This is a genomic window from Paenibacillus ottowii, assembly GCF_006874425.1.
Classification (GTDB): domain Bacteria; phylum Bacillota; class Bacilli; order Paenibacillales; family Paenibacillaceae; genus Paenibacillus; species Paenibacillus ottowii.
This window is the reverse complement of record NZ_VIJZ01000001.1, coordinates 494,331-519,111: the sequence shown is the minus strand read 5'-3', so window position 1 is coordinate 519,111 and position 24,781 is coordinate 494,331. Positions and strand designations below refer to the sequence as shown.

23 protein-coding genes are annotated in these 24,781 nt (G+C 46.4%); 3 read left to right on the top strand and 20 right to left on the bottom strand.

Features of this window, described 5'->3' with window-relative positions:
• Nucleotides 1-22: 22 nt before the first annotated feature.
• Both purU and FKV70_RS02425 read right to left on the bottom strand, forming a co-directional pair.
• The gene (gene purU, locus FKV70_RS02430) at nucleotides 23-922 is read right to left on the bottom strand and encodes a formyltetrahydrofolate deformylase (protein ID WP_063208126.1); all 900 of its coding nucleotides are present in this window, start codon (nucleotides 920-922) and stop codon (nucleotides 23-25) included.
• Between the two features lie 22 nt (nucleotides 923-944).
• Nucleotides 945-2,072 (bottom strand): deoxyribonuclease IV, encoded by a 1,128-nt coding sequence (locus FKV70_RS02425; RefSeq protein ID WP_063208123.1) that lies wholly within the window; start codon nucleotides 2,070-2,072, stop codon nucleotides 945-947.
• Nucleotides 2,073-2,336: 264 nt separating this feature from the next.
• Here FKV70_RS02425 and FKV70_RS02420 point away from each other — a divergent pair, with 264 nt between their 5' ends.
• A complete protein-coding gene (locus FKV70_RS02420; RefSeq protein WP_142611728.1) occupies nucleotides 2,337-3,251 on the top strand; it encodes a TIGR01777 family oxidoreductase in 915 nt (304 codons plus the stop codon).
• Between the two features lie 140 nt (nucleotides 3,252-3,391).
• Here the strand turns inward: FKV70_RS02420 and FKV70_RS02415 are convergent, their stop codons facing one another.
• The 15 genes from FKV70_RS02415 to FKV70_RS02340 form a co-directional block, all read right to left on the bottom strand.
• Nucleotides 3,392-5,170: a DUF6382 domain-containing protein gene (locus FKV70_RS02415; RefSeq protein ID WP_142611727.1), complete on the bottom strand. Its 1,779-nt coding sequence runs from the start codon at nucleotides 5,168-5,170 to the stop codon at nucleotides 3,392-3,394.
• 62 nt (nucleotides 5,171-5,232) lie between these two features.
• Nucleotides 5,233-5,745: an A24 family peptidase gene (locus FKV70_RS02410; RefSeq protein WP_064795382.1), complete on the bottom strand. Its 513-nt coding sequence runs from the start codon at nucleotides 5,743-5,745 to the stop codon at nucleotides 5,233-5,235.
• 91 nt (nucleotides 5,746-5,836) lie between these two features.
• Nucleotides 5,837-6,832: a TadE/TadG family type IV pilus assembly protein gene (locus FKV70_RS02405; protein ID WP_142611726.1), complete on the bottom strand. Its 996-nt coding sequence runs from the start codon at nucleotides 6,830-6,832 to the stop codon at nucleotides 5,837-5,839.
• Nucleotides 6,801-9,017, bottom strand: a complete 2,217-nt coding sequence (locus tag FKV70_RS02400; protein ID WP_142611885.1) for a DUF5702 domain-containing protein — start codon at nucleotides 9,015-9,017, stop codon at nucleotides 6,801-6,803. The genes FKV70_RS02405 and FKV70_RS02400 overlap by 32 nt, the downstream gene beginning before the upstream one ends.
• Nucleotides 9,018-9,057: 40 nt before the next feature.
• Nucleotides 9,058-9,726, bottom strand: a complete 669-nt coding sequence (locus FKV70_RS02395; protein ID WP_142611725.1) for a TadE family protein — start codon at nucleotides 9,724-9,726, stop codon at nucleotides 9,058-9,060.
• The gene (locus FKV70_RS02390; RefSeq protein WP_063208101.1) at nucleotides 9,726-9,920 is read right to left on the bottom strand and encodes a Flp1 family type IVb pilin; all 195 of its coding nucleotides are present in this window, start codon (nucleotides 9,918-9,920) and stop codon (nucleotides 9,726-9,728) included. The genes FKV70_RS02395 and FKV70_RS02390 overlap by 1 nt, the downstream gene beginning before the upstream one ends.
• 9 nt (nucleotides 9,921-9,929) lie before the next feature.
• Nucleotides 9,930-10,814 (bottom strand): type II secretion system F family protein, encoded by an 885-nt coding sequence (locus FKV70_RS02385; protein WP_142611724.1) that lies wholly within the window; start codon nucleotides 10,812-10,814, stop codon nucleotides 9,930-9,932.
• Nucleotides 10,815-10,820: 6 nt separating this feature from the next.
• Complete coding sequence (locus tag FKV70_RS02380; RefSeq protein ID WP_142611723.1) at nucleotides 10,821-11,612, bottom strand: type II secretion system F family protein; 792 nt, start codon at nucleotides 11,610-11,612, stop codon at nucleotides 10,821-10,823.
• Entirely contained in the window at nucleotides 11,609-12,856 is a 1,248-nt protein-coding gene (locus FKV70_RS02375; RefSeq protein WP_142611722.1) for a TadA family conjugal transfer-associated ATPase, read from the bottom strand. The genes FKV70_RS02380 and FKV70_RS02375 overlap by 4 nt, the downstream gene beginning before the upstream one ends.
• Before the next feature lie 13 nt (nucleotides 12,857-12,869).
• On the bottom strand, nucleotides 12,870-14,027 hold the full coding sequence (locus tag FKV70_RS02370; RefSeq protein WP_142611721.1) for an AAA family ATPase: 1,158 nt from the start codon (nucleotides 14,025-14,027) through the stop codon (nucleotides 12,870-12,872).
• 536 nt (nucleotides 14,028-14,563) lie between these two features.
• Nucleotides 14,564-16,891 carry a histidine kinase gene (locus FKV70_RS02360; protein WP_142611720.1) on the bottom strand — a complete coding sequence of 776 codons (2,328 nt, stop codon included), beginning with the start codon at nucleotides 16,889-16,891 and terminating at the stop codon, nucleotides 14,564-14,566.
• Nucleotides 16,892-17,108: 217 nt separating this feature from the next.
• On the bottom strand, nucleotides 17,109-17,996 hold the full coding sequence (locus tag FKV70_RS02355; RefSeq protein ID WP_142611719.1) for a metal ABC transporter permease: 888 nt from the start codon (nucleotides 17,994-17,996) through the stop codon (nucleotides 17,109-17,111).
• Nucleotides 17,993-18,922 (bottom strand): metal ABC transporter permease, encoded by a 930-nt coding sequence (locus FKV70_RS02350; protein ID WP_142611718.1) that lies wholly within the window; start codon nucleotides 18,920-18,922, stop codon nucleotides 17,993-17,995. Before FKV70_RS02350 ends, FKV70_RS02355 begins: the two co-directional genes overlap by 4 nt.
• A 5-nt stretch (nucleotides 18,923-18,927) precedes the next feature.
• Nucleotides 18,928-19,692, bottom strand: a complete 765-nt coding sequence (locus FKV70_RS02345; RefSeq protein ID WP_142611717.1) for a metal ABC transporter ATP-binding protein — start codon at nucleotides 19,690-19,692, stop codon at nucleotides 18,928-18,930.
• A 14-nt stretch (nucleotides 19,693-19,706) separates the two neighbouring features.
• The gene (locus FKV70_RS02340; protein ID WP_142611716.1) at nucleotides 19,707-20,678 is read right to left on the bottom strand and encodes a metal ABC transporter solute-binding protein, Zn/Mn family; all 972 of its coding nucleotides are present in this window, start codon (nucleotides 20,676-20,678) and stop codon (nucleotides 19,707-19,709) included.
• A gap of 239 nt (nucleotides 20,679-20,917) precedes the next feature.
• Here FKV70_RS02340 and FKV70_RS02335 point away from each other — a divergent pair, with 239 nt between their 5' ends.
• Nucleotides 20,918-21,706 carry a DUF3153 domain-containing protein gene (locus tag FKV70_RS02335; protein ID WP_142611715.1) on the top strand — a complete coding sequence of 263 codons (789 nt, stop codon included), beginning with the start codon at nucleotides 20,918-20,920 and terminating at the stop codon, nucleotides 21,704-21,706.
• Here the strand turns inward: FKV70_RS02335 and FKV70_RS02330 are convergent.
• The 3 genes from FKV70_RS02330 to FKV70_RS02320 form a co-directional block, all read right to left on the bottom strand.
• Entirely contained in the window at nucleotides 21,703-22,128 is a 426-nt protein-coding gene (locus FKV70_RS02330; RefSeq protein ID WP_142611884.1) for a thiol-disulfide oxidoreductase DCC family protein, read from the bottom strand. The genes FKV70_RS02335 and FKV70_RS02330 overlap by 4 nt on opposite strands.
• A 126-nt stretch (nucleotides 22,129-22,254) precedes the next feature.
• Nucleotides 22,255-22,581, bottom strand: a complete 327-nt coding sequence (locus tag FKV70_RS02325) for a hypothetical protein (protein WP_142611714.1) — start codon at nucleotides 22,579-22,581, stop codon at nucleotides 22,255-22,257.
• Between the two features lie 121 nt (nucleotides 22,582-22,702).
• Complete coding sequence (locus tag FKV70_RS02320) at nucleotides 22,703-23,122, bottom strand: organic hydroperoxide resistance protein (RefSeq protein ID WP_142611713.1); 420 nt, start codon at nucleotides 23,120-23,122, stop codon at nucleotides 22,703-22,705.
• Nucleotides 23,123-23,441: 319 nt separating this feature from the next.
• Here FKV70_RS02320 and FKV70_RS02315 point away from each other — a divergent pair, with 319 nt between their 5' ends.
• On the top strand, nucleotides 23,442-24,761 hold the full coding sequence (locus tag FKV70_RS02315) for an Nramp family divalent metal transporter (RefSeq protein ID WP_142611712.1): 1,320 nt from the start codon (nucleotides 23,442-23,444) through the stop codon (nucleotides 24,759-24,761).
• The last annotated feature ends 20 nt before the right edge of the window (nucleotides 24,762-24,781 follow it).

Below are 24,781 nucleotides of genomic sequence, written 5' to 3'. Positions count from 1 at the left end.
TCATCATTTTGAAATATGAAGTTCAATTAAAAACGACCGTTTTGTTCTCATGAACCAGTATACGATCCTCTGTATGCCACTTCACGGCTCTTGCCAAAACAACCCGTTCAATCGTGCGACCGATCCGTTTTAGCTCATTTACATCATCTCCGTGGCTTACCCGCTGTACGTCCTGCTCAATGATCGGACCGCCGTCCAATTCCTCGGTTACATAATGCGCAGTAGCACCAATAATTTTTACACCGCGATTATAAGCTTGGGCATACGGCTTGCCACCCACAAAAGCAGGTAGAAAGGAATGATGAATATTGATAATTCGGTTGCGGTAATGCTCAATAAACTTGGGCGAAATAATCTGCATATACCGGGCCAGAATGATCACGTCAATCTCTTCGCCAATGACCTCTAGCTGACGGCGCTCTGCCTCTGGCTTGGTATCAGCTGTCACCGGTATGTGGTGATAAGGAATGCCAAAGGACTCCACATACTCCTTCATATCCGGATGATTACTAACCACCAATGAAATATCCGCGTCCAGATCCCCTGCTTGCCATTGCCACAGTAGCTCTACCAGACAGTGATCTTCTTTGGACACAAAAATAGCCAGCTTTTTCTTGCGGCTGACCGCTGAAATCGTCCACTCCATACGGAATTGCTCGGCAACAGCGACAAAGTCCTGCTCCAATTGCAGCAGTGCTGCACTCAAATTGGGCAGATCAAATTCAATCCGCATAAAAAACATACCGCCGGACGGGTCCATTGTATATTGATCAGATTGAACGATATTGGCTCCATGCTCATACAAAAAGCGGGACACAGTCGCTACAATACCTGGTCCATCTGGACAAGATACAAGCATGCGCGCACGGTTTTCATGTGTAGATGAAGTGCTATTTGGCTGATGTTTTACGTGAAGTTCCATGTGGCTATTCATCCCCCTTATCTTATACCGTCACTGGCAAATGACTACCAGCAAACCAGGCAATTAATCGTTGATTAATGTGTTCTTCGCTCATCTCTGGAAAAAGCGCTGCTTCCGTTACCATGTCATACAGACGTTCCAGCGGCTCACGTGGATCTGCTTTTCTTGCTTTAGCATCATTTTTCAGCAGAGCCCAGGTATCCAGCACAAATTTTCGGACATCCACATCCTGTTTTTTGAAAAACGAATGCAGCTGCTCTACCTGACCCAAAAACTCATCTCCAAAGCGTTCTTTTACATTACCACGAAGCAAGGCGATCTCAACCTCATACATGGGTCGCTGAGTTTTAGCTTCTTTTCCTATCCACGGTGTCTCTAAAATAAACGGACGTCCTTGAAGTGCTTCATGGTGAACCACATTATGAATGGTCTGGTAGCCAATCCAGCCCGATCCAATCGGAGTATGGCGGTCTTTATGAGCGCCAACTGGGTTTTTGCTGTCATTAATGTGAACAACTGCGATGCGATCCAAGCCGACAACACGGTCAAATTGCTCCAGTACACCGTCCAGATCATTGACAATATCATAGCCCGCATCATGAATGTGACAAGTGTCCATACAAACCGTAAGACGTTCGTTACGCTCTACTTTATCTATAATAGAGGCAATTTCCTCAAAGCTGCGTCCCATTTCGGTGCCTTTGCCTGCCATCGTTTCAAGTGCAATATTGACATCGGTCTCCTTCACACCGTTCAGTACCTCGTTCAAACCATCGGCAATACGCCCAATTCCGTACTCTGCATCTTTATCTGTAAAAGCTCCCGGATGCAGCACGATATTTCTCACACCAATTGCATGTGTACGCCGGATTTCCTCCTGAAGAAAGCTGACCGCAAGCTCATAGGTATTTTCCTTGTAAGAGCCGAGATTGATGATATACGGGGCATGCACCACGATATCTTCCATTCCCTTTTCCGCCATCAGCTGCTTGCCTTCCTCTAAATACATGGACTCCATCGGCTTCCGGCGCGTGTTTTGGGGTGCTCCCGTGTATATCATAAACGAGCTGGACCCGTAAGAAGACGCTTCTTTTGTAGCGCTGAGCAGACCCTTGTCCGAGAAGGACACATGAGAACCAATTTTCAGCATGATTTTGATTCATCCCCTTATCCTGTTATGCTTGTCTTATTTTAATTTAATCATTTTAACGTGATTATTGAAATCAAACAACATAGCTTTTATGGCAGCTTTTTTTAGATGACTCCATAAAAGGAATATACGAACAAAGTACACATCAGAATAAATCAACCTCCTGTAGCGTATACAGATACATTCAACATGATGTTTTTTTAGCAAAAAAGGTTATATTTTATAACAGGAACATTTTTTTGAATGGGAAGGAGGATAGGCTGGATGAACATCATCGTATGCGGAGGAACTGGATTGGTGGGGAGTGCACTGGTCAAAAGTCTGCTAGATGACGGATATACCGTGAAAGTCATTACCCGCAAGCCGCTGGTAAGCCATGAAGAGAGCCCTCGCTTGCAATATATGAGCTGGAACGAATTAAAACAAAAGCCTGAATTACTGGAGGGCACGGATACGGTCGTTAATTTAGCAGGAGAGACGCTGAATCAGCGCTGGACGAACAAGTCTAAACAAAGAATTCTTCAATCACGACTGCAATCCGTTGCCCGATTGGCTCAAGCGTTGAATGCTCTGCAAAAAAAACCAAAAGTCATCATACAGGCTTCGGCTGTAGCGGCCTATGGCACATCCCTGACCGAAACATTTGACGAAAAAAGTCCGTGTCGTTCGGAAGATTTTCTGTCCCAGGTGGTTGAGCAATGGGAGGAAGCTGCCAATGCCTATCCTGCCGATGCCCGTCTAATTAAGTTACGCATCAGCCTTGTGCTGGACAGAAAAGAAGGAGCCTTCCCACTCATGAAGATGCCTTACGTCTTCGGAATTGGTGGTAAAATAGGGAGTGGCCATCAATGGATGAGCTGGATTCATATTGGGGATATCGTTCGTCTGATCTCGTATTGTATCCATACACCCGAGATTTCCGGGGCAGTAAACGCTTCGTCACCACATCCCATGACGAACGACCAGTTCGGGAAAACAGTAGCTAAGGTATACCGCCGTCCGCACTGGTTTTCCGTTCCTGGCATTCTCGTTCAAAAGCTATTGGGTGAGATGAGCACGCTTGTATTGGACGGTCAAAAGGTAATACCGCGCAAAGCGCTGGAGCACGGATTTAAGTTTAACTATCCTTCACTGCAAGAAGCGCTAGAGGAACTCCGTTCTCCTCACAAACAGCGTTAAAATGGATTCTGTGGATGATAGATATATGAAGTAAAATCTTTAAGCTGCAACGTTTTAGGCCTATGAATGGTAATCTATTTATAAAAAGAAGCCCAGAATACAATAGGCCTCTTCTTAACATATATTCATTTAATCTTTACTCAAGATGCATCGGAGGATTTAAAAGAGTCCAACCGATAAGTATAAGAGACTCCGGCGATTTTAAAAGTGTCTCCTTCCTTTATTGCATACTCCTTATAAGGCACCATAGGCTCTCCATTCAGCACAGTTCCGTTCGTCGAGGATAAATCCTTAACCATATGGTTTTGTCCTCCTGCAACTATGCAAAGCTCAATATGAGAACGGGAGACTCCATCCGTGTGCTCTACAAACTGGACCAACTGTGGATCTCTTCCGATGATAAAGCTGCCTCCAACGAATTGGTCTGGCTGCAACCGTATGCGCTCGGTCTCTCCACTTCGGGGCAACTTACGATCCAAGCAAGCAATTGGCGAATGCTGATTAGGTGGACTCTGTATCTCTTGATCCGGACGAAGCAGCACGGTTTCCTGCTTGGACATCGTATTGAGTAGTTCCGTGACACCGGATAAGGACTTATAATAAGCCTCGCTGGTATCACTGTCGTCCAATTCATTTACACACGCGATACCTTTCCTCGAAGGCTCGTGTAAATCATAATTCGCACTTACTTTCTCTCGATCCCCCGCCGCTTGGTTTCCCACGCCTTTAGATTCTGAGTTTGGAAGAGTCCAACGCCAGCTCTCCCGCCCTTGATCACTCGAATCGAAGGATTGTTTATCTTGGCGATGGCGTCCTGCTACAAACCCAGTCAACTTATCTACCTGATAACGGTCATTTTTCCGTTGTGCTGAAGGTGTGGTTCCTAACCATTCCGAATCCAATACAGGAACTGCTTCACTATAAAGATGAGCTGAAGCTCGATTACGCTCTAATTTCCCCATCCAGCTTATATAAGCAACAGCGACAAGTACCAAAGTCAGCACAATTGAAATAAGCAAGGGCACTGTCTCTGGATGATCCAAATAAATGTAGCGCCAAACGATAGCCGAGGCGAGCAGACATCCGAGAGCAATGTATGTTTTATACTGTTGCAATTTAGGCTCCGCATCTTCCATTTCTTCGTCGGTTCCTACCTCGACGTTCTCTTCAGGTTTTATAGACTGCTTGAGTTGATTGACCCGCTTAAGCTCCTGGATTTCCTGCAGAGTCTCCCGGTGCTCTTGCCTGTACGTTCTTTCGCCACGATCTGTATAGTTACCCTGTAGGGTATGAGAGGAATGAATAGATGATTTATCCTCATCCTGACCGCCTACGCTTTGTTCACCAGCCGCCATCCCCTGCAACAGTAATTCCTTTAACGCACCCACCTCAAATTCATTTCTATCGCATAGATCAAGTATGCGCTGTATAAATCCTCCCTGAGCGTGAGCCACACGAGTCAGCAAACGAATAATCATCTGTTTAAAATAACTGCCTGTTTGTTCTGGATACTGTACACTGCACAAAGGAATATAGGTTAAACTGACGGTCTCCCTTGTACCCGACCCGCTTACAAAAATGTAATCCTCGTGCAACATAAACTGGCGGATATTTAACATATATTGCGGACTACGATGAAGAGTATCTGCTACTTCAAAGAGAATTCGGTAGAAATCAGAAGTCGATACACTCCCACCTTTCCATACTTGGGAAAGCATACGTTTCCCCGAAATATCGTAATGTAACTCGATCTGAAAATCGACTTCTTTTATTCTAAGTTCCAGCAGACCAGGAATCCGATTACTAGTCAACATTCTGGTCTGTACAGAATTTAAATCATCGGTCTTGAGCCCACCTTCCTTGTTTAGAATCATAAAGGTCCCGCCATTCCGGGCAAAATCCCTGCTTAAACCAAACAATTCATGACCTCCTTAACCCTTTCTTATTTCCTGAGGTAGCATGATCTCCCAAAGCGGACACGTCATGACAAGAAGTAAAGATAAGCACTGACCACCCCCGGAATGACTGCCGTCATAAAAGGAAACCTGATATGCGCTTCTCTCCCACTGATCAGCGCCTTGCCGCTACGAAATAGGAAAAGTCCTCCTAAATTAAACGCCACACGTCGCAATCTCATGATGGTTTCTCTCCTCCATAGTAAAATCCCTATACCAATAATGCCTGCAAAAAAAATCGAATATAGAGCCGATTGCCACGCAAAAGCAGCACCTGTCCATGCTCCAATTAAGCCGAACAACTTTACATCTCCTGCACCAATAGCTCCCATCCAGTACAAAATCAGCATGAATCCAAAGCCTGTTCCAAGACCAGCAACAGCAAATAAAAAACCGTGCCAGCCCCCAAACAGAGTATTGAACAGCAAGCCTACTGCTATGCCAGGCACTGTAAGCTTATTAGGGATTTTCATGCTTCTTAAATCCGTGACCAGCGCAATCGTCAGCAGAATTCCGCACACAATATACATCCACGTCAATGTGATCTTTCCCCTTTATAAAAATAGAAATTTGTAGGACTGCCAACCCTTTTCCATCAATCATAGTTATCTCTAAACGTCTATATTTCGCCTATCCATCAGTTGTCTTCTGCACAGAAAACGGAACCTCGATACGTTGGCCATCCTCCGTTTCAATCACAAAGCTCCATTGACCTGGTGTCGTGTTCGTTCCCACGAACCAATTCCATTCAATAATCCCACCTGCATCAGCCGAGGCCCAGCCCAAGTGCTGAGCCGTGCTTTCACCTGACTTATAAAGTACAGAAAGGCTTGCATTCGTCCCGGGTTCAACCTTGGCCTTGATCAAATTGTAAACTCCCTTCACAGCAGGTTCAGGTTTGACGAGCAGCTGTATGGAATTCTTCGCATCCTTATCCCCTGTCGCATCACCTGTACCTGCTCCCTCTCCTGTATCGCCGATCCAAAGACGTTCCTCGGCTGCAGCTTGGAGCACAATGTTGCGATACAGAAAGGGGACCTTCATCGGTAGCTCATACGATAGCTCTACTCTAAAATAAGGGGCCTTAGTTTCTGTAAGAGAGGGTATATGCACGCTCGTTATATGGACACGTTCATACTCCAGAATGCTTGTCTCCATAAAAGGCTTTAGCATCGGTTTCAGCACAGGATCAAGTACAGCCTCCGTCAAGCGTCCCTTTAGCTCCTCCAGTGGCTTTTTGCCGCCTTGAACAGCACTTTCTACCCAATCACCGATTGGAGGTGGCAGTTGGGCAGCGAATTGGCTTGCATATTCACTCACGGATAACTTAGGCAGTTCATCCAGCGGTTCGTGGGCTGCATCTATTTTCGCGGACGCCGCCTCCACAGCTAGAGATACGGGATAGATTTTAGCCGAAACCTGCTTAACCGCTTCTGAAGCAGTAGTCTGCAAGGCTGTAGATACCAGCGTCATTTGGACCATATAAATGAGAAAAATAATAAAGAATAAAAACAATGGCAGCACCAGTGACGCTTCTAAAACAATACTTCCTTGTTCACGCTGCTCCTGTCCACAAACCTGGCGTAGATGCTGATTAGTAGGAAAAATGCGCTGTTTTCGTGACATAGTACACACTTCCCTTAATGCTCTCCCCTTCTTGGGAGGCAGCTCCAAGCATCTTCATCACTCCCGGTAGAAACCACAGTCTCATCCCATTCTTGACTTCACCCTTTACATACGTACGCCGCTCAGCTGGATTGACATCTGTATTCAGGCGAATCAGAGCAAGCATACGGGACATTTTCCGCTCATTATTGCTATGGAGCATCAGGAACAATCGCAAATGATCCTTATACGTCATTCGAAATTTCAGAAAGTCAGACAAAGGCACATCCCCTTTTTGTGCCAGCATGACCATGTCTTCAATCGCCTTCTCTACTCCATATAACAAGGCTGCCGCCAATACGACCAACGGGTTACCTTTTGAGCTATTTTTAACTAATCCCTCCATCGTTCTAATGGCAAGCCTCATAGCAAAAATTTCCCCATAGGCAGATGCCAGATTACCCGTCGGATTATGGAATCCATACAAGATGTACTCAACTTCCTGATTATTCACTTCCAGTTGATCCCCTAAAATCTGTGCGGCATTCCCTACCTTTCCACCTGATCCGGTCAAACTGCCAAATCGGCTGAAGTCTACGTGATGAAAGTAGGAAAGCGCATATTCGTTCTGGTAAAACTCGTCTCCCAGCTGAGTCAGTAAATTGGATGCCGCCTCGTATAATCCATCCATACTATCCATGGAAGACCCCGCTGCATCATAGGTGTCATAGGACAAATCAGCAGATATAGATGGACTGGTTGTGGACTGATTAAACAAAATACTTTCATTGTAATACTGCTCGACCTCTCGGAATTGCTCAGCGCTTTGTTTACCTTTAGAAAGAACCTCAATGATCCGATAAGCTTGCTTGAGCTTGTTTTTCGCCTCTTTTTCCATTTTCTTGCGTTCTTTGTCCGGACCGCGTCGCGTGTCCATCGTTCTGGCTTCACCGTCGAGTACATTTGCGGGTCCAGTCCAAGCATACGCATTTAAGTATTTATCTATCTCCTTAAGCGTCGAAGCGACTTCTTGCTTGAGCATGTCTGCATTCAAAAATGGATCTGTATAAAAGGACAAGGTACGCATCATACTCGTTATTCTATTGTTAGCAGTATTTATAGCTGTCCGTTGCTTTTCGATTTCTGCTGCCCATTGCTCAAACTCATTATCGGGAATCAACAAATCCTCTGCCTTTTGCCGGGCACTTCCTACAGCCTGATCGGCATTGTAGCCTCCTCCACTTGGAGTGGGGGCTGCGGAAATCTCGTCATAGCCTGCATTGGCCGCCCTCTGCTTATATTGGGCAATGACTTTGCGCATCTCCTCATTAATCTGCCGGGCTTCATTCAACGGATCTTGGGCTTCCACAAGCAGCTTGTCATGCTCCTCTCCAGCCTTAACCATGACCTGTTGCAGGCGATCCAGTGCTGTTCTTGCCCTTCTTGCATACTTCTCCATTTGCATGATTTTTACGTCGTCCACACTCTTCTTGTTATCCTCATATACATGCACGTAATGCTTATACTGAGCAGCAATATCGGCTACAACCTCAAGTGGATCCCATATATACTGATTAGGCATATATGCACCCCTCTGTTTAGTAATCCGTTTACGAACCTCTTCCATATATACTCCTGCCTTACGCTGTTTCTCCAGCATGTCATCCAGTTTGCCTTCTCGTCTGTCATACAGCTTTTGCAGCCGTTTCAGCAAATCTACCGTGTGTGAAGCTTCCTTCATATTTTGAGAGAGTGGCTTCAACTTTTCGAGCACTTCAAACGTAAAATCGACAGGTGCCTTATACTTCATCTCTTCACGGATCTGCTCGTTGAATGTGGCATATTTACCAAGCTCCCTTTCCATTTGCAGGGAGCTGGAATCCAGCTTCATATTCAAAAGCGGCAGCGTTTCCGCGCGCGCCGTACGCCGAGCACTGTCATTCAGCACTTTGACCATAATTTGTTCTCCGCCGCCTTCACCATAAGCAAATAAACCGTACTCCTGTTGTAATGCCGGGTCATAAGCAGACATCACTGACCGTACCGCCGCATGGGTCAGCCGTTCGGTCTGCACATGCAACGCAGCAATTCTCGCATAATCAATAAATACAGCAATAAAACCGAACATGACCGCCAAAATCAGAATGAGGAAGACCGTGACAGCACCTGATTCCCCGTCCTTTGTATTACGTCCCTTACCAAACACCCGCTTCCTCCTTTCCAGTGACATTCCCGCTACCTACTCCTTAACGACCGTTTTGCCCATATTGCATCAATACTTTACCTGCAACTGACGGATCTACCTTTTCACCTGAGCCTCTACCCATAAACTTTGCACCATAATAACGGACCATCTCTACCGTACGAATCCATTCCACAGGTTCTACCACACCCGAGCTCATTTTTCCTTGTAAATCTGTCTGATCTAAAAATTGATTCAGCAAAGGAACCTTCACCATCTTATTGAGCTCTGTGGTAACCCTACGGCGTATTATACTGTTCTCATATGCCATCTGCCCCTGCATGCCCATTGGCATTCTGTTTGCTGCATTGGATAGCTTCTGAGTAGGTATCCCCCCTCCTCCAGTGCCGCCCGGCACCTGTACACGTTCCTGATTATCGGCTCTGGCCCAGCCAAACAGAGCGGCTAACATCACGTCATCCTTCAAACGCCAATAGAGAGAATCCCGTTGTCCTTGCGCAAAAGCTCCTGTACGTGGGTCCTTAAAGCTGTTATCCCAGCTGTAAGCAGCTCTTTCTGAAGCAGTAGAAGCAACCTGCACCAATATAGATTTTTGATATATGTACAGGCAAAAAAATAACATTACAAAAATGACCAGCAGCAAAATGGGAAAGACGAGGGAAGCTTCCAAGGAGAAGCTCCCATCCTCTTTTTGTGCTAATTTGCGCTGCATTATGAATCCATAAAATCGTTACTTTTTTTATCCGCCTTTTTCAACAGCCCTTCTACAATTTTCTTGATCTGATCCTTAAAAATAATTGCTACCGCAATCAGAATCGCAATGATCAGGATCATTTCTAACGTCCCCAAACCATCCTCATCCTTGTACAATTTACGAATACTGCCTGCTACTAATGTCGTCATCATTTTATCCTCCTACATGTTCATCATCATTAAAGCCGGAGCGCCCACCAACACAATAACCGTAAGCAGGATTAGCGCCATCGGGAAAACTAATTTTGAAGAAGCCTGTTCCCCTCTTGTGCGGCTAATTGAAGTCCGCTTGCTCCATAATGTCTGAGACAACTCACGTAAAGCCATTACAAAATCGCTCCCGCCGCGCCTCATATTCAATAAAACTGTCGTTGTAAATATCGTCACTTCCTGAATACCACAACGTTTGCTCAGATGTTCAAATGCCTGTTGAAAGGAATAGCCGCTTTTCCATTCCCCCACTGTCTGCCGCAATTCCCGATACAATGGATGTACCGTATCCTCCCCTTTTCGTTCCACACAATGCAGCAAAGCCCGCTGTACCGTCTCCCCCGCACCAACTAAAAGCATTATTTTACTCAATAGTTCAGGCAATTCCATTAAAATCTGCTGATCCCGCTTCTGTACTTTCCCAAGCAGATCCTTGACCAACGCAACTGGCACCAGGACACCGAGCCCCAAGCCAAGCACCAGTCCAGTCGCTTCCCCGCCCAACATGAGCGATATTAATGCTCCACCAGCAGCCACCATATATCCGTAACCCAACATTTCGGCCAGAAAAAGCATCGTCTTTTCTCCACTGTTGCGCATACCATACAGTTTCTGTATCGATCGCTGAAGCTTGAACATCAGCAAAGGCAGCCTTTGAGTAGCACGTGAAACATGAAGCATGTGAACAAATGGCACCGAAAGTTTTTGTAGCCGCAGTCCTTCCAGCTTCATATGGCGAAAATGTGCATACTTAGCAGCGTACATTTGGTTCAGCACCACCCAACCTCCCACTTGCAGAACCAGCATGACCAGACAAACCAACATCAACACACCCATCACTCCTTACACTTCAATCTTCATAATGTGATTGATCCACACGAGACAACCACCAAGCACCGATAGACAAAAAGTTGATAAAATCATACCTGTACCGCTGTATAAGGGCATCATGTAGTCTCCTGCTGTCACTGTCATAAACAAAACAAACAAAAAAGGCGCTGCAAACATAACCCTAGATTCAAATCGTTTCTGCGCAATCATTACACCGATCTCCTGCTGAATGTCCAGCTTCTCACCAATGACACTTGAAGCCCGTCGTACGACTTCTACCAGATCCCCTCCGGTTCGTTTACAAGCCCTAAATACGTCTGCAAAATTCGTAATATCCTCCATCTGAGCCCGACGAGCCAAATCCTGCAAAGCAGCCTCTACAGGCTGTCCGATTTCGAGGCAGGCTGTAATAATGTTAAATTCAAAGATCAATTCGTGGTCTCCATCTGGACTAAGCAGCCTTAAATCCTCTACAGCCTCACGAAACCCATTTTCCACTGACCTACCCGCTGAAAGAGAAGATGAAAGCGAGTATAGAGCCTGCTTGAATTGAATGCTTAAAGCAGACCTACGTCGTTGCAGCAAAAACCTCCTAAAATAACGAGGGGTCACCACAGCTCCAGCAGCGTATAGCAATGATAATATCCATTGGTGATAAAATAGATATCCGATCATCGCAAACAGCACACCACTAAAAAGAATGCATAGACTTTTTTGTACAGTCGATAAGGTATACACCGTATAATCTGGCAGAGAAGGGACCTCATGTGACACTTGCTTGGCAGTTGCCTTTCTTGTTCTCATATCGATACTCCCTTCCTGTGCCAGCTTTCCGGCTTGATCCCGGCCATTTGCAACTTCAAAGTATGTTGCAGTCCTCCGCCACAACGTTCTAGTCCCCCTACAATTTGTCCTTTACTTTCTCCGCTCTCCCGGAAGCGATAAAGAGGATTCAGCGTCACCTCGCCATTTTCAAAGCCAATCACTTCGCTAATTTCCAGTACTCTTCTGGACTTGTCGCGTAGGCGTGATAGATGAACAAATATATCAATGGCCGAGCTGATCTGCTGCCGTACTACTCCAAGCGGAAGTTCTGCCCCGCCAAGCACCATCGTTTCCAGCCGACTGACCATATCGCGGATATTATTCGCATGACCGGTTGACAACGATCCATCGTGTCCTGTGTTCATTGCTTGCAGCATATCCAACGCTTCACTCCCTCTGACCTCACCCACCACAATGCGGTTGGGCCGCATACGCAAGGAGGAACGAATCAGATCACGAATCGTGATTTCTCCCTTCCCTTCGGTGTTTGCATTCCGTGTTTCCATGGATACCAGGTTTGGGACCGTCACAATTTGTAGCTCTGCCGAATCTTCAATTGTAATAATTCGCTCAGATGAAGGGATGAACTGGGATAATGCATTCAGAAAGGTTGTTTTACCAGAGCCCGTTCCGCCGCTTATAAAAATGTTGTACTTGCTACATACCAAGTCCTTGAGCATAGCGGCTGCTTCTGCATCCAGCGCACCCATTCGTATCAAATCATCCATCGTCATGGGACGCTCGGGAAACTTCCGTATGGTCATCGTCGGTCCCTTGAGAGCAACCGGCGGCAGTACAATATTTACGCGTGATCCATCCTTTAACCGGGCATCCACAATGGGGGAAGCCTCATTTACAATTCGGTTCACCCCAGCTACAATCGTCTGGATCAAATCCTCCAGCCGCTCGCGGGATTCGAATTGCTCGGGCACCTGAATCACCTCACCTGCCCGCTCCACAAAAATTTCCCGATGACTGTTGATCATAATTTCCGTAACGGTCGGGTCGTCAATCAATGGCTGGAGCACATCCAGCCCACGGAAAGAGTTGAACATTTTGCGGACAAGTGCGTGCTTCTCTCGGGAAGTTAAGCTCGCCAGCTCGACATCATTTAGAATTCGCTTTTCGATATGCCGTACCAGATCTGTATCCTTGACTGAGGAGGTTACGTCCAGCCCGTTACGGATATCCGCGCGCAATGCCTTAAATTGTTCCTCATTCATATTCATCATCCCCTTAAGACCAAGCAACCGACGGTTGTGCTGAGCTTTCCATATCCAACAACTCGCGGCACAAATGGCGGATTTCCCGCTGATAAATCGGTGAACTAAGCAGCAGCTCAGGATGCTGCATTTGCTTCCATGAAGGGATATAGGGTAACGCTCCGTTTAGCTCTATAAAGTCACGAGGTAACGAGTTGATCATAGTTCCCATGTAGCGATTCACCACAAAGCTGGTTTTGCATATCATGGCTTTAAGCCCTTCAGGCTGCGTGGTTGCTAAAACATCCAGCCATAATCCACACTTGTGCATGCTCATTAAATCGTCAGCCAGCAACCAGATCAGCTTATGACTGGCCTCAAGTACAGCTTGAGCCCGCTCACCATGTTCAGAATCACCATCTACGATTACCACATCATACTGCCCGCTTTCAGCAATCGTCCGAATGAGCTCTTTTGCTTCATCACAAGTCATATCCATCAATTCCTTGCGATTATAGACAGGTTGAAAAGTATCTGCCTGAATTTCAGGGCGATGCACACAATAGGAAGCCATAGATAATAAAGCGCCCTCCTTCCCCTCCGATTTGAGGTCATACAGCAGCCTAGATAGTCCTTCTTCTTGTGATCCGCTTGAACCGTCTGAACCAGTGAACAACGCGCTTGAATCCATCGTTTCCAGATTCAAATAGAATACCGAATATCCCTCATTGCCCAGTTGCTTTGACATATTGAGCGCGGTCGTTGTTTTACCCAATCCACCAGAAGCTGCTACCATGCCAATAATCATTCCACCTTCCTGACTGTTTACGCTTTTCCGACTATTCGATCTCTGTCTCGCCGTTTCCAAAATAGAACTGACCAACTCAGATAAAGGCTGATATTTTAATAAAAGCTGTTCATATTCGCTCACTTGTTCCCCCTCATATAAAACCAAATAAGGAATATCTGCATTTTCCCGGGTTGTCCATAAATTCAGAAAAGCTGCTTCACCTACTACCACCTCAGGCCTTTTCATTCCACTGGTTTCTATCATGTATTGGTGAAATGCCTCTGGCTGCGAAAATGCCGTTATTCTCAGCCTTCTGGCGTATTCACTTCCATGTACATAATTCAGCAGTGGTTCAATATAATCCCGATCTTCTACGGCCAATACCACTTTTACCGGAACCATAACGCTCATCCCCTTTCCCAACGGAACAACGCAAAAAAGCACCGCTCATCCATCCGTAAGTACATACGGTTGGTGAACGGTGCTTCCGTCACAGAAATTCTATTTACTGGTAGGATAGCATAGCACCTATTTTAGAGCAAGTATTTTTTGTACAAATACTTTCCTGAAATCCTGGTACTAGGAGAAGGCGGGCAGTCTAGCCCCGCCTCCTACGATCTTCAACTTAGTAGAATTTGTGATGACGACGATGACATTCATGATGACGATGGTGGCAGTGATGATGGTGATGGTGACGACGTTTGCGGCAGTGACATCTCTTTTCAAAGTCTTCATGTTTAAATCTTGGCTTAAACTTGATGACAGTCACCTTAATGATTTTCTTAGTCACACGTTTTCTTGGCTTTGGAAAATGACAAAAATGTTTACGATGTTTAAACATTCAATCTCGCCTCCATTTCTTTGAGATAGAATATACTATGGAAGCAGTGAATAACCGGTAACCAGCATATAACTATTTATGAATCAATTAGGCTTTGTTAATAATCTGTTTCCAACTTGATGTCCGGATCATAATCCGCCACGATGAGAACATCCATATGACGTGCTTGACGGAGAATCCTCGGCACAACCGCAGTCTTCCCCCAACAGCTACTTCGGGAAGACTGTCCCACGATAAGCTGCGTACCCGAATATCCTTCCACTGGAGCAATTAAAATGTCGGCAATCTCGCGTCGACTGGAAGCAAGCCGAATTTCAAAGGTTCCCCCCAGTCGGTGGGTCAGCAGCTTTAGTTGTTCCAGACGAAGGTTCAGCTTCTCCGGTACACGTTCACCAACATGAACATAAGTTACAATCCACATAGCCTTCAGACGAAAAGCAATGCGAAAGCCGCGGCGAATCAGCCTTTCAGCATTGTCGGTTAGCGTCACGCCTACAAAAATCACTTCCTCCCTGCGCCACGGTCCCCGAAGTGATTCGTGTCGATCCCAGGACTCCAGCCGCTCATCTACATCATCTGCCAATTCCCGCAAAGCAAGTTCACGCAGCGCAATCAGATTACCCAGCTTAAAAAAGTGACTAAGTGCCTGCTCCACCTTCGCAGGATCGTAAATCTTCCCCTCACGCATACGCTGCTGCAACGATTTGGGAGCCACATCAACAAGCTGTACTTCATCGGCCAAACGCAGCATATGGTCAGGGACAGTCTCTCTCACCCGAATACCAGTAATTTGTTCTACTGCGTCATTCAAGCTCTCCAGATGCTGCACATTCATTGTGGATATAACAGAAATACCATGTTCCAAAATGACCAGTACATCCTGATAACGCTTAGATTTCAGACTTCCCGGAATGTTGGTATGTGCCAGCTCGTCTATTAGCACTACCTCAGGATTACGCCTAAGGATAGCTTCAGTGTCCATCTCTTCCAAATATGCACCATGACGCTCAATAGACTGACGGGGAATCATCTCCAAAGAGCCTACCTGGGCCAGCGTTTCTGCTCTTCCGTGCGTTTCCAGCAATCCGATGACCACATCAATCCCGGTTTCCAGCAGATCATTCCCCTCTCTCAGCATGGTGTATGTTTTGCCGACCCCCGGAGCAGCACCAATGTATACCTTGAGCTTGCCCCGTAGGATTTTGGCTTCCTCAGCCTGTACTTCCTCAACGCTCAAACGATGATACGGGTCAGTATCTCCTTCCTCCTGTCTCATCGTTGGCAAAATCCGTTCCCCTTCCTGTTCGGCTCGGTCCGCAATCAGCAGCAGATCCATATTTTTCATTCGTTTTAAAATTCCGTTCACCAATGATCCTTTAACCAACTCCTGCCACGGAGTCTGCCGAGAGTGCCCCATAACAATTCGGGTAACATTGTGAGTCACCGCATAATGGATAAGTTGACGTGGCAGCCTTCTGCGGGAAAGGAGAGGGATTTCTTCAAAGGTCGATCCGATCTTGTCAGCCAGCTGTTCAATGGAACGCCTGAAGGCTGCTGATTCCTTGGACAGCTTGCGCTTCGAGCTGACAAAGGAGACCACCAGCATATCTCCACCCAAACGCTTAGCCACCTGTTCCCCTCTGCGCACATAAATGGACCCATTCCAATGATATTGGACAGGCACCAAAATACGCTCCGCTGCTCCTGACGCCCCGTGCAAGCCTAACTCCTCCCGGTGCCGTTCCAGCGAATCATTCACATCCTCTGCCACCAGTCGCAGAGCGAGCTCACGCAATTTACCCAGATTTCCCCGGTGAAACATCTCAGGATTGGGCGTATGCATGTAACCTTTCGCCAGCCGCTCCAAAATCATTTCTGGAGTGGCATCAATTAGACGAATTTCATCCGCCAGCTCCAATGTATCCACAGGGACTGTAGATTCCGCTTCAAAACCTGTCAGCTGATATACCCACTCTGTGATTCCTTCGAGTTCATAAACATTGACCGTTGTAATGACGCTAATGCCCAGCTCCAGCAAATACCGAATATCCTCCAGCCTTGTTGGAAATGGGGCGTCTTTTCGATTATGATGTGCCAAATGGTCCACCAGCACTACCTCAGGATTTCGTGCCACTAAAGCTTCCACATTCAGATCCTTTTGTTCTTCGCCATCCTTCATCCAATGAATACTGGGCACTCGCTCCAGCGAGCCGACCTGCTCCACGGTCTCACGCCGCTGCAGGGTCGATACCGCACAAATCACAACATCAATTCCCTCATGTTGCAACGTTTGTCCCTCTTGCAGCATATGATACGTTTTGCCCGAGCCACTGACCGCACCAATGTATATTTTGAGTCTGCCCCGATGCAGTTTGTTAATCGAATCCAGTATTTCCTCTGGTGATTTACGTTTGAAGCTCTCCAATCTCGTCCCTCCCCGAAGATAACAGCTTGTTCCGCCCCTCCTGTGTAGTTGTAAAGAATGTACTCCCGTGTCCCGGTTAATTCAAGATGATCCAGCAAGCTTGCCTCAAAAAAAAACGCACAGCTTAGCATAAGCGTAAAAAAGCGTGCATTCAGGCACTTAATGCCCGTTTGCACGCTATTTTGAGTAATTCATATAGGATCACTTCCTACGACATTTACTTGCTATCTCCAACAACGATTCCCCATTGTTGAAATAACTTTCGCCATACTACACCATGAGATGGGGAAAAGAGAAAAGCCAAAAGCAGCAACACACCCGATACACACAGCATACATGCCGCAATAGAAGCATCTAGTACACTTGCCGCATAAAAGCCTATGATCGAGCTAATGGCGCCAACTCCCACACTGTATGCAATCATAAGAGACAGCTTCTCTGTCAGCAAATAAGCGGTAAGAGGAGGTACAACGAGCATGCCAACCACTAGAATTGCACCCACGCTCTCAAATGACGCTACCGTTGTTAGCGATACGAGACTCATCAGCAGATAATGAAAAAATACAACCGGAATGCCCAAGGAAGCTGCCAAGGCGGGATCAAAGGAGCTGACTTTAAATTGCTTGAAAAATCCTCCTACCACAAGCAGATTGATCAAAAACATCGCGCCCGTAATCCACACAGCCCTCGGACCTACGTCAAAGCCGGCAATCTCTAGCGTATTCCACGGGACATAAGCAATTTCCCCATACAAAACGTGGTCCATATCCAGATGGGCATTGGAAGCAAACACACTGATCAGTAATACACCGATAGCAAACTGTGTTGTAAATACCACGCCAATCGCAGCATCACTTTGCAGGCCACTTTGTTGGAATAGCTGGATCAGATATACCGTTAGCAGCCCCAGCACAGCCGCACCAAACATCATCCACACCGAATCCCTTGATCCGCTAATGAGAAAAGCAATGACAATACCAGGTAGTACCGCATGACTGATCGCATCACCGATCATAGCCATTTTCCGAAGCACGAGAAAGCAGCCAACAATACTGCATCCCCCTGCCACTAACATTCCCGTCAGAATTACATAAAATGAACTCATAGGGCACGCTCCTCCCTTGGCCGTGTTCCGACTCCCTGCTTTAGACCTTTTCTGGCGTGTATCCGAACGATAGCTTTGGAAATCATCCCGCGCTGCGGCGCAAAGATCAGACTTACACCAAACACCACAGTCGCACACAACACGCACAACGGCCCTGTTGGCAGATTTTGTCCCAGAGAGCTAATAACGGTCCCACCCAGACCCGCTATGGCACCAAATAAGCCTGATAGGCACACCATAACACCCAGCTTCTCTGTCCAGTATCTGGCCGACACGGCTGGGGTAATTAGCAGGGCAGCCATCATAATGACGCCCACGGCCTGAATGCCAGCAACTACCGCAATAACGATCAACAGCATCAACAACTTATCCAGTAAACCTGCCGGAAAACCAAGTCCACGGGCAAAGCCGGGATCAAAGCTAAGCAGCTTAAATTCCTTGAAAAATAATAAACATATTCCGATGAGCACCACCGAAATTACCGCCATCGTATAGATATCAGACGATACCATTGCCGCAGCCTGGCCAAATAAAAATTTATCCAACCCACTTTGGTTGCCTGCGCCACGATGCTGAATTTCGGTCAACAACATTATGCCGAAGCCAAAAAATACGGACAACACCGCCGCAATCGCCGAATCGCTTTTAATTCGCGAATACCGGGTTAACGCACTGATAGCAAAGGTAGCAGCCATCCCTGCAATGGCTGCTCCAATCATAAATCCAAACACGGATTTGGTACCTGTGATCATAAAAGCCACACATACCCCCGGCAAAGCTGCATGGGCCAAAGCATCTCCCATAAGCGATTGCTTACGCAAATACATAAAACTGCCAATCACCCCGCTGCTTAAACCAAGTAAAATGCAGCCTAGCAAAATCCACTGCATGTTTGGGTCTGTCAAAAGCGTCGCCAAGCTCGTCATATTGCTCACCTCACTCCGAGTATCGTGCCGGATTCCGAACCTGTTTTGAGTATACTCAGACACCCGCCATACGTACGTTGCAGATTTCCCTCGGTAAAAACATCTGCTGTCTCTCCAAACGCCATCAAATGCCCATTCAGCAGCATAACTTGGTCAAAATAATCCGTAACCGTAGATAAATCATGATGAACAACAAGCACGGTTTTCCCCTGCTGTTTCAGATCATTAAGCAATGAAATAATAGCTTTTTCTGTGGCGGCGTCCACACCGACAAACGGTTCATCCATAAAATAAAGCTGAGCATCCTGCGCAAGTGCTCTCGCCAAAAAAACACGTTGTTGCTGGCCGCCTGACAATTGACTAATCTGCCTGTCTGCAAATGAACTCATTCCAACCTTATCCAAACTCTCCATCGCAGCCTGGCGGTCTGCTGCTCCCGGACGCTTAAACCAGCCCAGTCTTCCGTACCGTCCCATCATAACCACATCCAGAGCGTTTGTCGGGAAATCCCAATCTACCGATTCACGCTGTGGTACATATCCAACCTTGAGCAACTGTTGCTTATAAGGTTTGCCGTAGACCAGCACCTCGCCCTTCAGTCTTGGAATCAGTTCAAGCACGGCCTTGATCAATGTAGATTTACCAGCCCCGTTGGGGCCGATAATACCAATCAGCTTGCCTTCTGGCACCTCAAAAGAGACTTCGAACAATACGGGCTTTTTTTGATAGGCTACCGATAAATCACGAACAACAAGTGGTGAATGTACCATCTGTCTACGCCTCCTTATTTAAGAGCTTTGACGATCGTATTCACGTTATGCTTGACCATTCCAATATATGTTCCATCTTCCGTACCCTCTGCACCCATCGCATCCGAATACAGCTCGCCGCCAACCTTTAGGGTATGACCTTGCTGTTCTGCGCCCTGAATAACCGCGTCTATGGCCTTTCTCGGAACACTTGATTCTAGAAATATGGCTTTAATTTTATGTTCCACCAGATAATCTCTCAGCTTGGTCACATCTTGTGAGCCCGCCTCTGACTCTGTACTCATGCCTTGAAGTCCTCTTACTTCAATCTGGTAAGCGTCTCCGAAATACCCAAAGGCATCATGTGCCGTGACAAGAACGCGCTGAGCCTGCGGTATACTGGCAATCTGCTCTCTCGTGTAATCGTCTAGCTCTCGTAGCTCAGCGAGATAAGCCTCGGCATTGGCCTTATAATCCTTTGCATGAGTAGCATCCAGTTCCGACAATTCATCTCTGACAGTTTCTACCGCAGACATCCAGTTTTGTACATCAAACCAGATATGTGGATCATACTCAGACCCCATTTCCGGGCTAGCTGCACGCAATTGATTCTGGGCAATGTTTTTAGACACGGGTATAACAGGTTTTTGCTTGCTGATTTTCTCCAGAATGTCCTGCATTTTTCCTTCCAGATGCAACCCGTTATAAAAAATGACGTCGGCTTCGTCCAGCTTACGCATATCTCCTTGGGACGCCTTGTACAAATGCGGGTCAACGCCTGACTTCATAATTCCCGTGACCTCCACATGAGCACCACCGACCTTCCCGACAATGTCAGAGATCATGCCGATGGTAGCCGTAGCCTTTATTTTTTGTCCCTTCCCTCTCGCTGCTCCCTGCTCTGTCTTCTTGGGATCGGTACATGCAGTCGCTAGAACCAGAGCTAGAGACAACACGCCAACCGTCGCCACCCACTGCGGCAAAGCCTTCTTAAACTGCTTGTTCATGTTTTAAAATCCTCCTTTTAATATTTATTTTTGGGACAAACTATTTCCTTGAGACAATTATTTTTTATCGAGTCTATATTTTAGAGTATATACCAAAGTTTTTACCTAAGGAAACATTTTTAAGATATAAATCTTATCTTTTCTTTTATAACGTTCGATTTTGGCTCTTCGAATGTGTAATATATAGGAGATGTCAGTCGGTTAAATCAAAGAAATCATACAAAAAGAAGGTGCAGGTCATGAACCCAGCAGGATATGGTCCTTATTGGAACAAACGTCGGCATATCCAGTTACGAAAAATACTACTCATTTTTATGCTGGTGTGTTGTCTGCTTGCCTTAACCTCCTGTGCTCGGGGTGACATCCATGTAGATGTTCATCTCGATCAAAGTGTAGATATGGATGCAACATTCAGTGTAAACAACCAGACACTGGTGATGTTGGACAATCCCGGCCTGCTCGACCGATTAGTTCAACGTATACAAAGCAACAATGTAAATGTAAAGCCGCTATCGGAACAGGGGCGGAAGGGATATCAAATAAAGGGGCATTATCAAGGGGATTGGAGCACAAACCAAAAAAATCCCGATCAGGGTTTACATCTGCCTGAGGGATTAGAAATAAAACGCGCTGTGAGCCAGCATTTTTTCACAACAAATATGGATCTTACGCTTAAGCTTGATCTGCCTCGGATGCTTCCTGAAGAAGCCCGTGGCCTGAGTGATAAATTAGAACAAATGAATGTGTTTGCACGCAAATTACTAGAGCGACAATTGGACCTTAACTTCAGTCTCTCCCTACCTATCCAGCCTGCTTCCAGCAATGCGGACCGGGTGTCGGATGACGGAAAAACACTCTATTGGGACATTGCTCCATTAGAGCCTAACGAGCTAAAATTGTCGGTCAACGTACCCAATGTACGACATATCGTGTATGTATCGGTTACGGGGCTCATACTGATCGTGGTAGCCGTGATACTACTGATTCATAATTACCGTCGCAAAAATAAACATAAAAAAGACAACTAAAAAAATCGTTTCCTAATTTCTGGTGGGGGGATCTGGCATTGATCCTCTTCATCCTTGCCAAACCAACGATATCGGTTACGCGCTACCCAGTTATAGACAGCATCGCGTACAAAGCGGGGAACCAAGATGAGCACATAGGCCACCGGATACGGAAAACGAAGGCGCTTGGCAATCCGCAAAGCTGCGGTAGACCTTGTATAATACGTACCGTCTTCAATCAGTACGAACGTATCCAGCTGATCTGTAGACAGTCCACCTGCATGTAAAAGTTCCTGTCCCACCTCGGATTGCAGGGAACCAAAATGAAATATTCCCTTAGGATCACGTTTGATAATGAAGCGGGTTGCTCCCTGACAAAAGTGGCATACCCCATCCACCAATACAATGGAATGTCCAGTATGCACATGATCAGACTGGTTCATCAACGTATTTCACCTCCACAGAGAAATCAACGGCATGGAAACACAACGATACGATTATAAACAAAAAAACGCCGAAAGTATCCGACGCTTGTTTAGGAATGTATAATCCTTATCCTGTTCGAAAAACTAGCTCAACGCTTTCTCAAACAGCTGTTTTGCATTAATTTGCTCTAAAAACTCATCATGGAACTGATCCATACACTTGCAGATAAAATCCTTATGGCATACCGGGCAAGGTGTCGTTAGCAGTCGACTAATATTCGTCAAAGTCCACTCCGGATTACGTTGAGAAAAAACGCGGCACTCCGTTCCATCGGCCAAACTCATTTCAAACTCATAAAGCCCTTCCTTTTCGTTGCTGCCAGCCAGCGTGAAATTAACAATATTCGGTCTGTAAGACATCATATCACCCGTATTTTTCAAATTTGTTTCGTACCTGATGACCAGAATCACCTATGACATCTTAATGAATTTTGGCGATGATGTCAAATGGTCGCAAATCTCAGCAGCCAGGATCTAGGTGCAAAAGCCGCCGATCAATCGGCGGCCGCATGTAGAACTTTTAAAAATACGGTCAAATGACGTTAAGTTCAACATCAATGTTACCGCGAGTTGCTTTGGAGTACGGACAAAAATCATGTGCTTGGCGCGCCAAATCTTCAGCCTGGGAACGCTCGATTCCTGGCATTTTCACATCCAGACGCACTGCTAGCTGGAAGCCGCCGTCGCTAGAGTCCTTGCCAATCGATACGTGGCTGGTGACCTCTACATTGTCTACCTTTACCTTGGCTTTCCGGGCCACATTCGCCAACGCGCTCTCATAGCATGCGCCGTAGCCTGCTGCAAACAGCTGCTCCGGATTCGTAGCGTCTCCACCTGCGCCACCCAGCTCCTTCGGCGTGCTCAGCTTATGCTTCAAAACCCCGTCGGAAGAAGCAACTGAACCGTCTCTCCCACCATGTACTGTTGCTGATGCTGTGTATAACGCTTCCATGATTTCATCTCTCCTTCTGTACTTTTTTTTGCATTCCACAGGAATTCTCGTCATGTTAATACATGATTTCCCTCTCGTATGTACTTTAAACAAGCCAAGCAAAATGAATCATTTTAAAACTCCCCTTAGGGGCAATATTGCTTGGTTTTTTCCCTTGTTTACTTTTATTAAAATGGTCAACTGCTTCAAAAATACGACAAATTTGCTTGTCCACATAAAAGTTGCACTAGACAAAAACTATTGTGGGTGTACAATAGGGATAACACAATCGCTATGTCACTAATAATATAATTCAACATGGATAAAGAAGGTGAAGCGTATGAAAAATTCAAAGGGCAACTTCGCGGAAATCGCTTCACTGTCGGAAGTGAATCGTTCTTTAAGCGTCCCGAAGGACGGCACCTGGTTTCGAAAATTTCTTGCCTTTGCCGGACCCGGCTATATGGTCGCTGTCGGCTATATGGACCCCGGCAACTGGGCCACAGACATCGCTGGTGGATCGAAATTCGGCTACACACTGCTTAGTGTCATTCTGATCTCCAATCTGATGGCTATCCTGCTGCAAGCCCTAGCCGGCAAGCTCGGCATTGCCACAGGTAAAGATTTGGCTCAAATGTGCCGTGACGCCTACAGTCGCCCTGTAGCGATTAGCTTATGGTTTTTATGCGAAATTGCCATTGCAGCCATGGATTTGGCTGAGGTCATCGGTTCAGCCATTGCGCTAAAGCTGCTGTTCGGTCTACCGTTACTATACGGGGTCATCATTACCGCATTTGATGTCATGCTCATTTTGCTGCTGCAAAACAAAGGCTTTCGGGCATTGGAAACCCTCGTCATTGTACTAATGGCTACGATTGCCGGCTGTTTTGGCATTAATCTTATTTTGGCACAGCCGGAATGGGGCGGCGTATTGGGGGGCTTTGTGCCGGACTCGCAAATTTTGACGAATCCAAGCATGCTGTACATTGCGATCGGTATTATGGGCGCTACCGTAATGCCGCATAACCTGTATCTGCATTCTTCTATTGTACAAACTCGCAAATATGAGAGGACATCAGCAGGTAAACGGGAAGCTATTACATTTGCGACCTGGGATTCCAGTATAGCGCTGATGTTCGCTCTATTCATTAATGCAGCCATCTTGATCGTAGCAGCTGCCGTATTCCATACAGCAGGAAAAACAGATGTAGCAGAGATTAGTGATGCCTATTATCTGCTTTCGCCCTTACTCGGAACCACACTTGCGAGCATACTGTTTGGGGTGGCGTTACTCGCCTCAGGTCAAAACTCGACCGTAACAGGCACTTTAGCTGGACAAATCGTGATGGAGGGCTTCTTGAACCTTCGTCTCTCACCTTGGCTGCGTCGTTTGGTGACCCGCCTTATCGCGATTGTTCCAGCGGTCATCGTCACAGCGATTGCAGGTGAAAAAGGTGCCGAAGAGCTGCTTGTGCTGAGTCAGGTTATTTTATCCATCCAGCTTCCTTTTGCTATCATTCCATTACTGCTCTTTACCAGTGACAAAAAGATTATGGGTGAATTCGCGAATAAAATGTGGCAAAAAGTATTGACCTGGATCGTGACTGCTATCATCATTGTCTTAAATGTGGTGCTCATCATCCAAACAATTTCAGGCTGACAGGCTGTTTGCAAGTAACC

Bases quoted from the DNA above. Each gene is read 5' to 3' on its own strand.
- FKV70_RS02355 (WP_142611719.1), bottom strand. From the start codon at position 17,996: ATGAGTTCATTTTATGTAATTCTGACGGGAATGTTAGTGGCAGGGGGA.
- FKV70_RS02335 (WP_142611715.1), top strand. From the start codon at position 20,918: ATGAACCCAGCAGGATATGGTCCTTATTGGAACAAACGTCGGCATATC.
- FKV70_RS02390 (WP_063208101.1), bottom strand. From the start codon at position 9,920: ATGATGACGACATTAGTAGCAGGCAGTATTCGTAAATTGTACAAGGAT.
- FKV70_RS02425 (WP_063208123.1), bottom strand. From the start codon at position 2,072: ATGCTGAAAATTGGTTCTCATGTGTCCTTCTCGGACAAGGGTCTGCTC.
- FKV70_RS02370 (WP_142611721.1), bottom strand. From the start codon at position 14,027: ATGGTTCCGGTAAAAGTGGTATTGGCCGTAGAAGATCGGGATTATATT.
- FKV70_RS02315 (WP_142611712.1), top strand. From the start codon at position 23,442: ATGAAAAATTCAAAGGGCAACTTCGCGGAAATCGCTTCACTGTCGGAA.
- FKV70_RS02330 (WP_142611884.1), bottom strand. From the start codon at position 22,128: ATGAACCAGTCTGATCATGTGCATACTGGACATTCCATTGTATTGGTG.
- FKV70_RS02385 (WP_142611724.1), bottom strand. From the start codon at position 10,814: ATGGGTGTGTTGATGTTGGTTTGTCTGGTCATGCTGGTTCTGCAAGTG.
- FKV70_RS02340 (WP_142611716.1), bottom strand. From the start codon at position 20,678: ATGAACAAGCAGTTTAAGAAGGCTTTGCCGCAGTGGGTGGCGACGGTT.
- FKV70_RS02345 (WP_142611717.1), bottom strand. From the start codon at position 19,692: ATGGTACATTCACCACTTGTTGTTCGTGATTTATCGGTAGCCTATCAA.
- FKV70_RS02420 (WP_142611728.1), top strand. From the start codon at position 2,337: ATGAACATCATCGTATGCGGAGGAACTGGATTGGTGGGGAGTGCACTG.
- FKV70_RS02350 (WP_142611718.1), bottom strand. From the start codon at position 18,922: ATGACGAGCTTGGCGACGCTTTTGACAGACCCAAACATGCAGTGGATT.
- FKV70_RS02375 (WP_142611722.1), bottom strand. From the start codon at position 12,856: ATGAATGAGGAACAATTTAAGGCATTGCGCGCGGATATCCGTAACGGG.
- FKV70_RS02380 (WP_142611723.1), bottom strand. From the start codon at position 11,612: ATGAGAACAAGAAAGGCAACTGCCAAGCAAGTGTCACATGAGGTCCCT.
- purU (WP_063208126.1), bottom strand. From the start codon at position 922: ATGGAACTTCACGTAAAACATCAGCCAAATAGCACTTCATCTACACAT.
- FKV70_RS02395 (WP_142611725.1), bottom strand. From the start codon at position 9,726: ATGCAGCGCAAATTAGCACAAAAAGAGGATGGGAGCTTCTCCTTGGAA.
- FKV70_RS02405 (WP_142611726.1), bottom strand. From the start codon at position 6,832: ATGTCACGAAAACAGCGCATTTTTCCTACTAATCAGCATCTACGCCAG.
- FKV70_RS02320 (WP_142611713.1), bottom strand. From the start codon at position 23,122: ATGGAAGCGTTATACACAGCATCAGCAACAGTACATGGTGGGAGAGAC.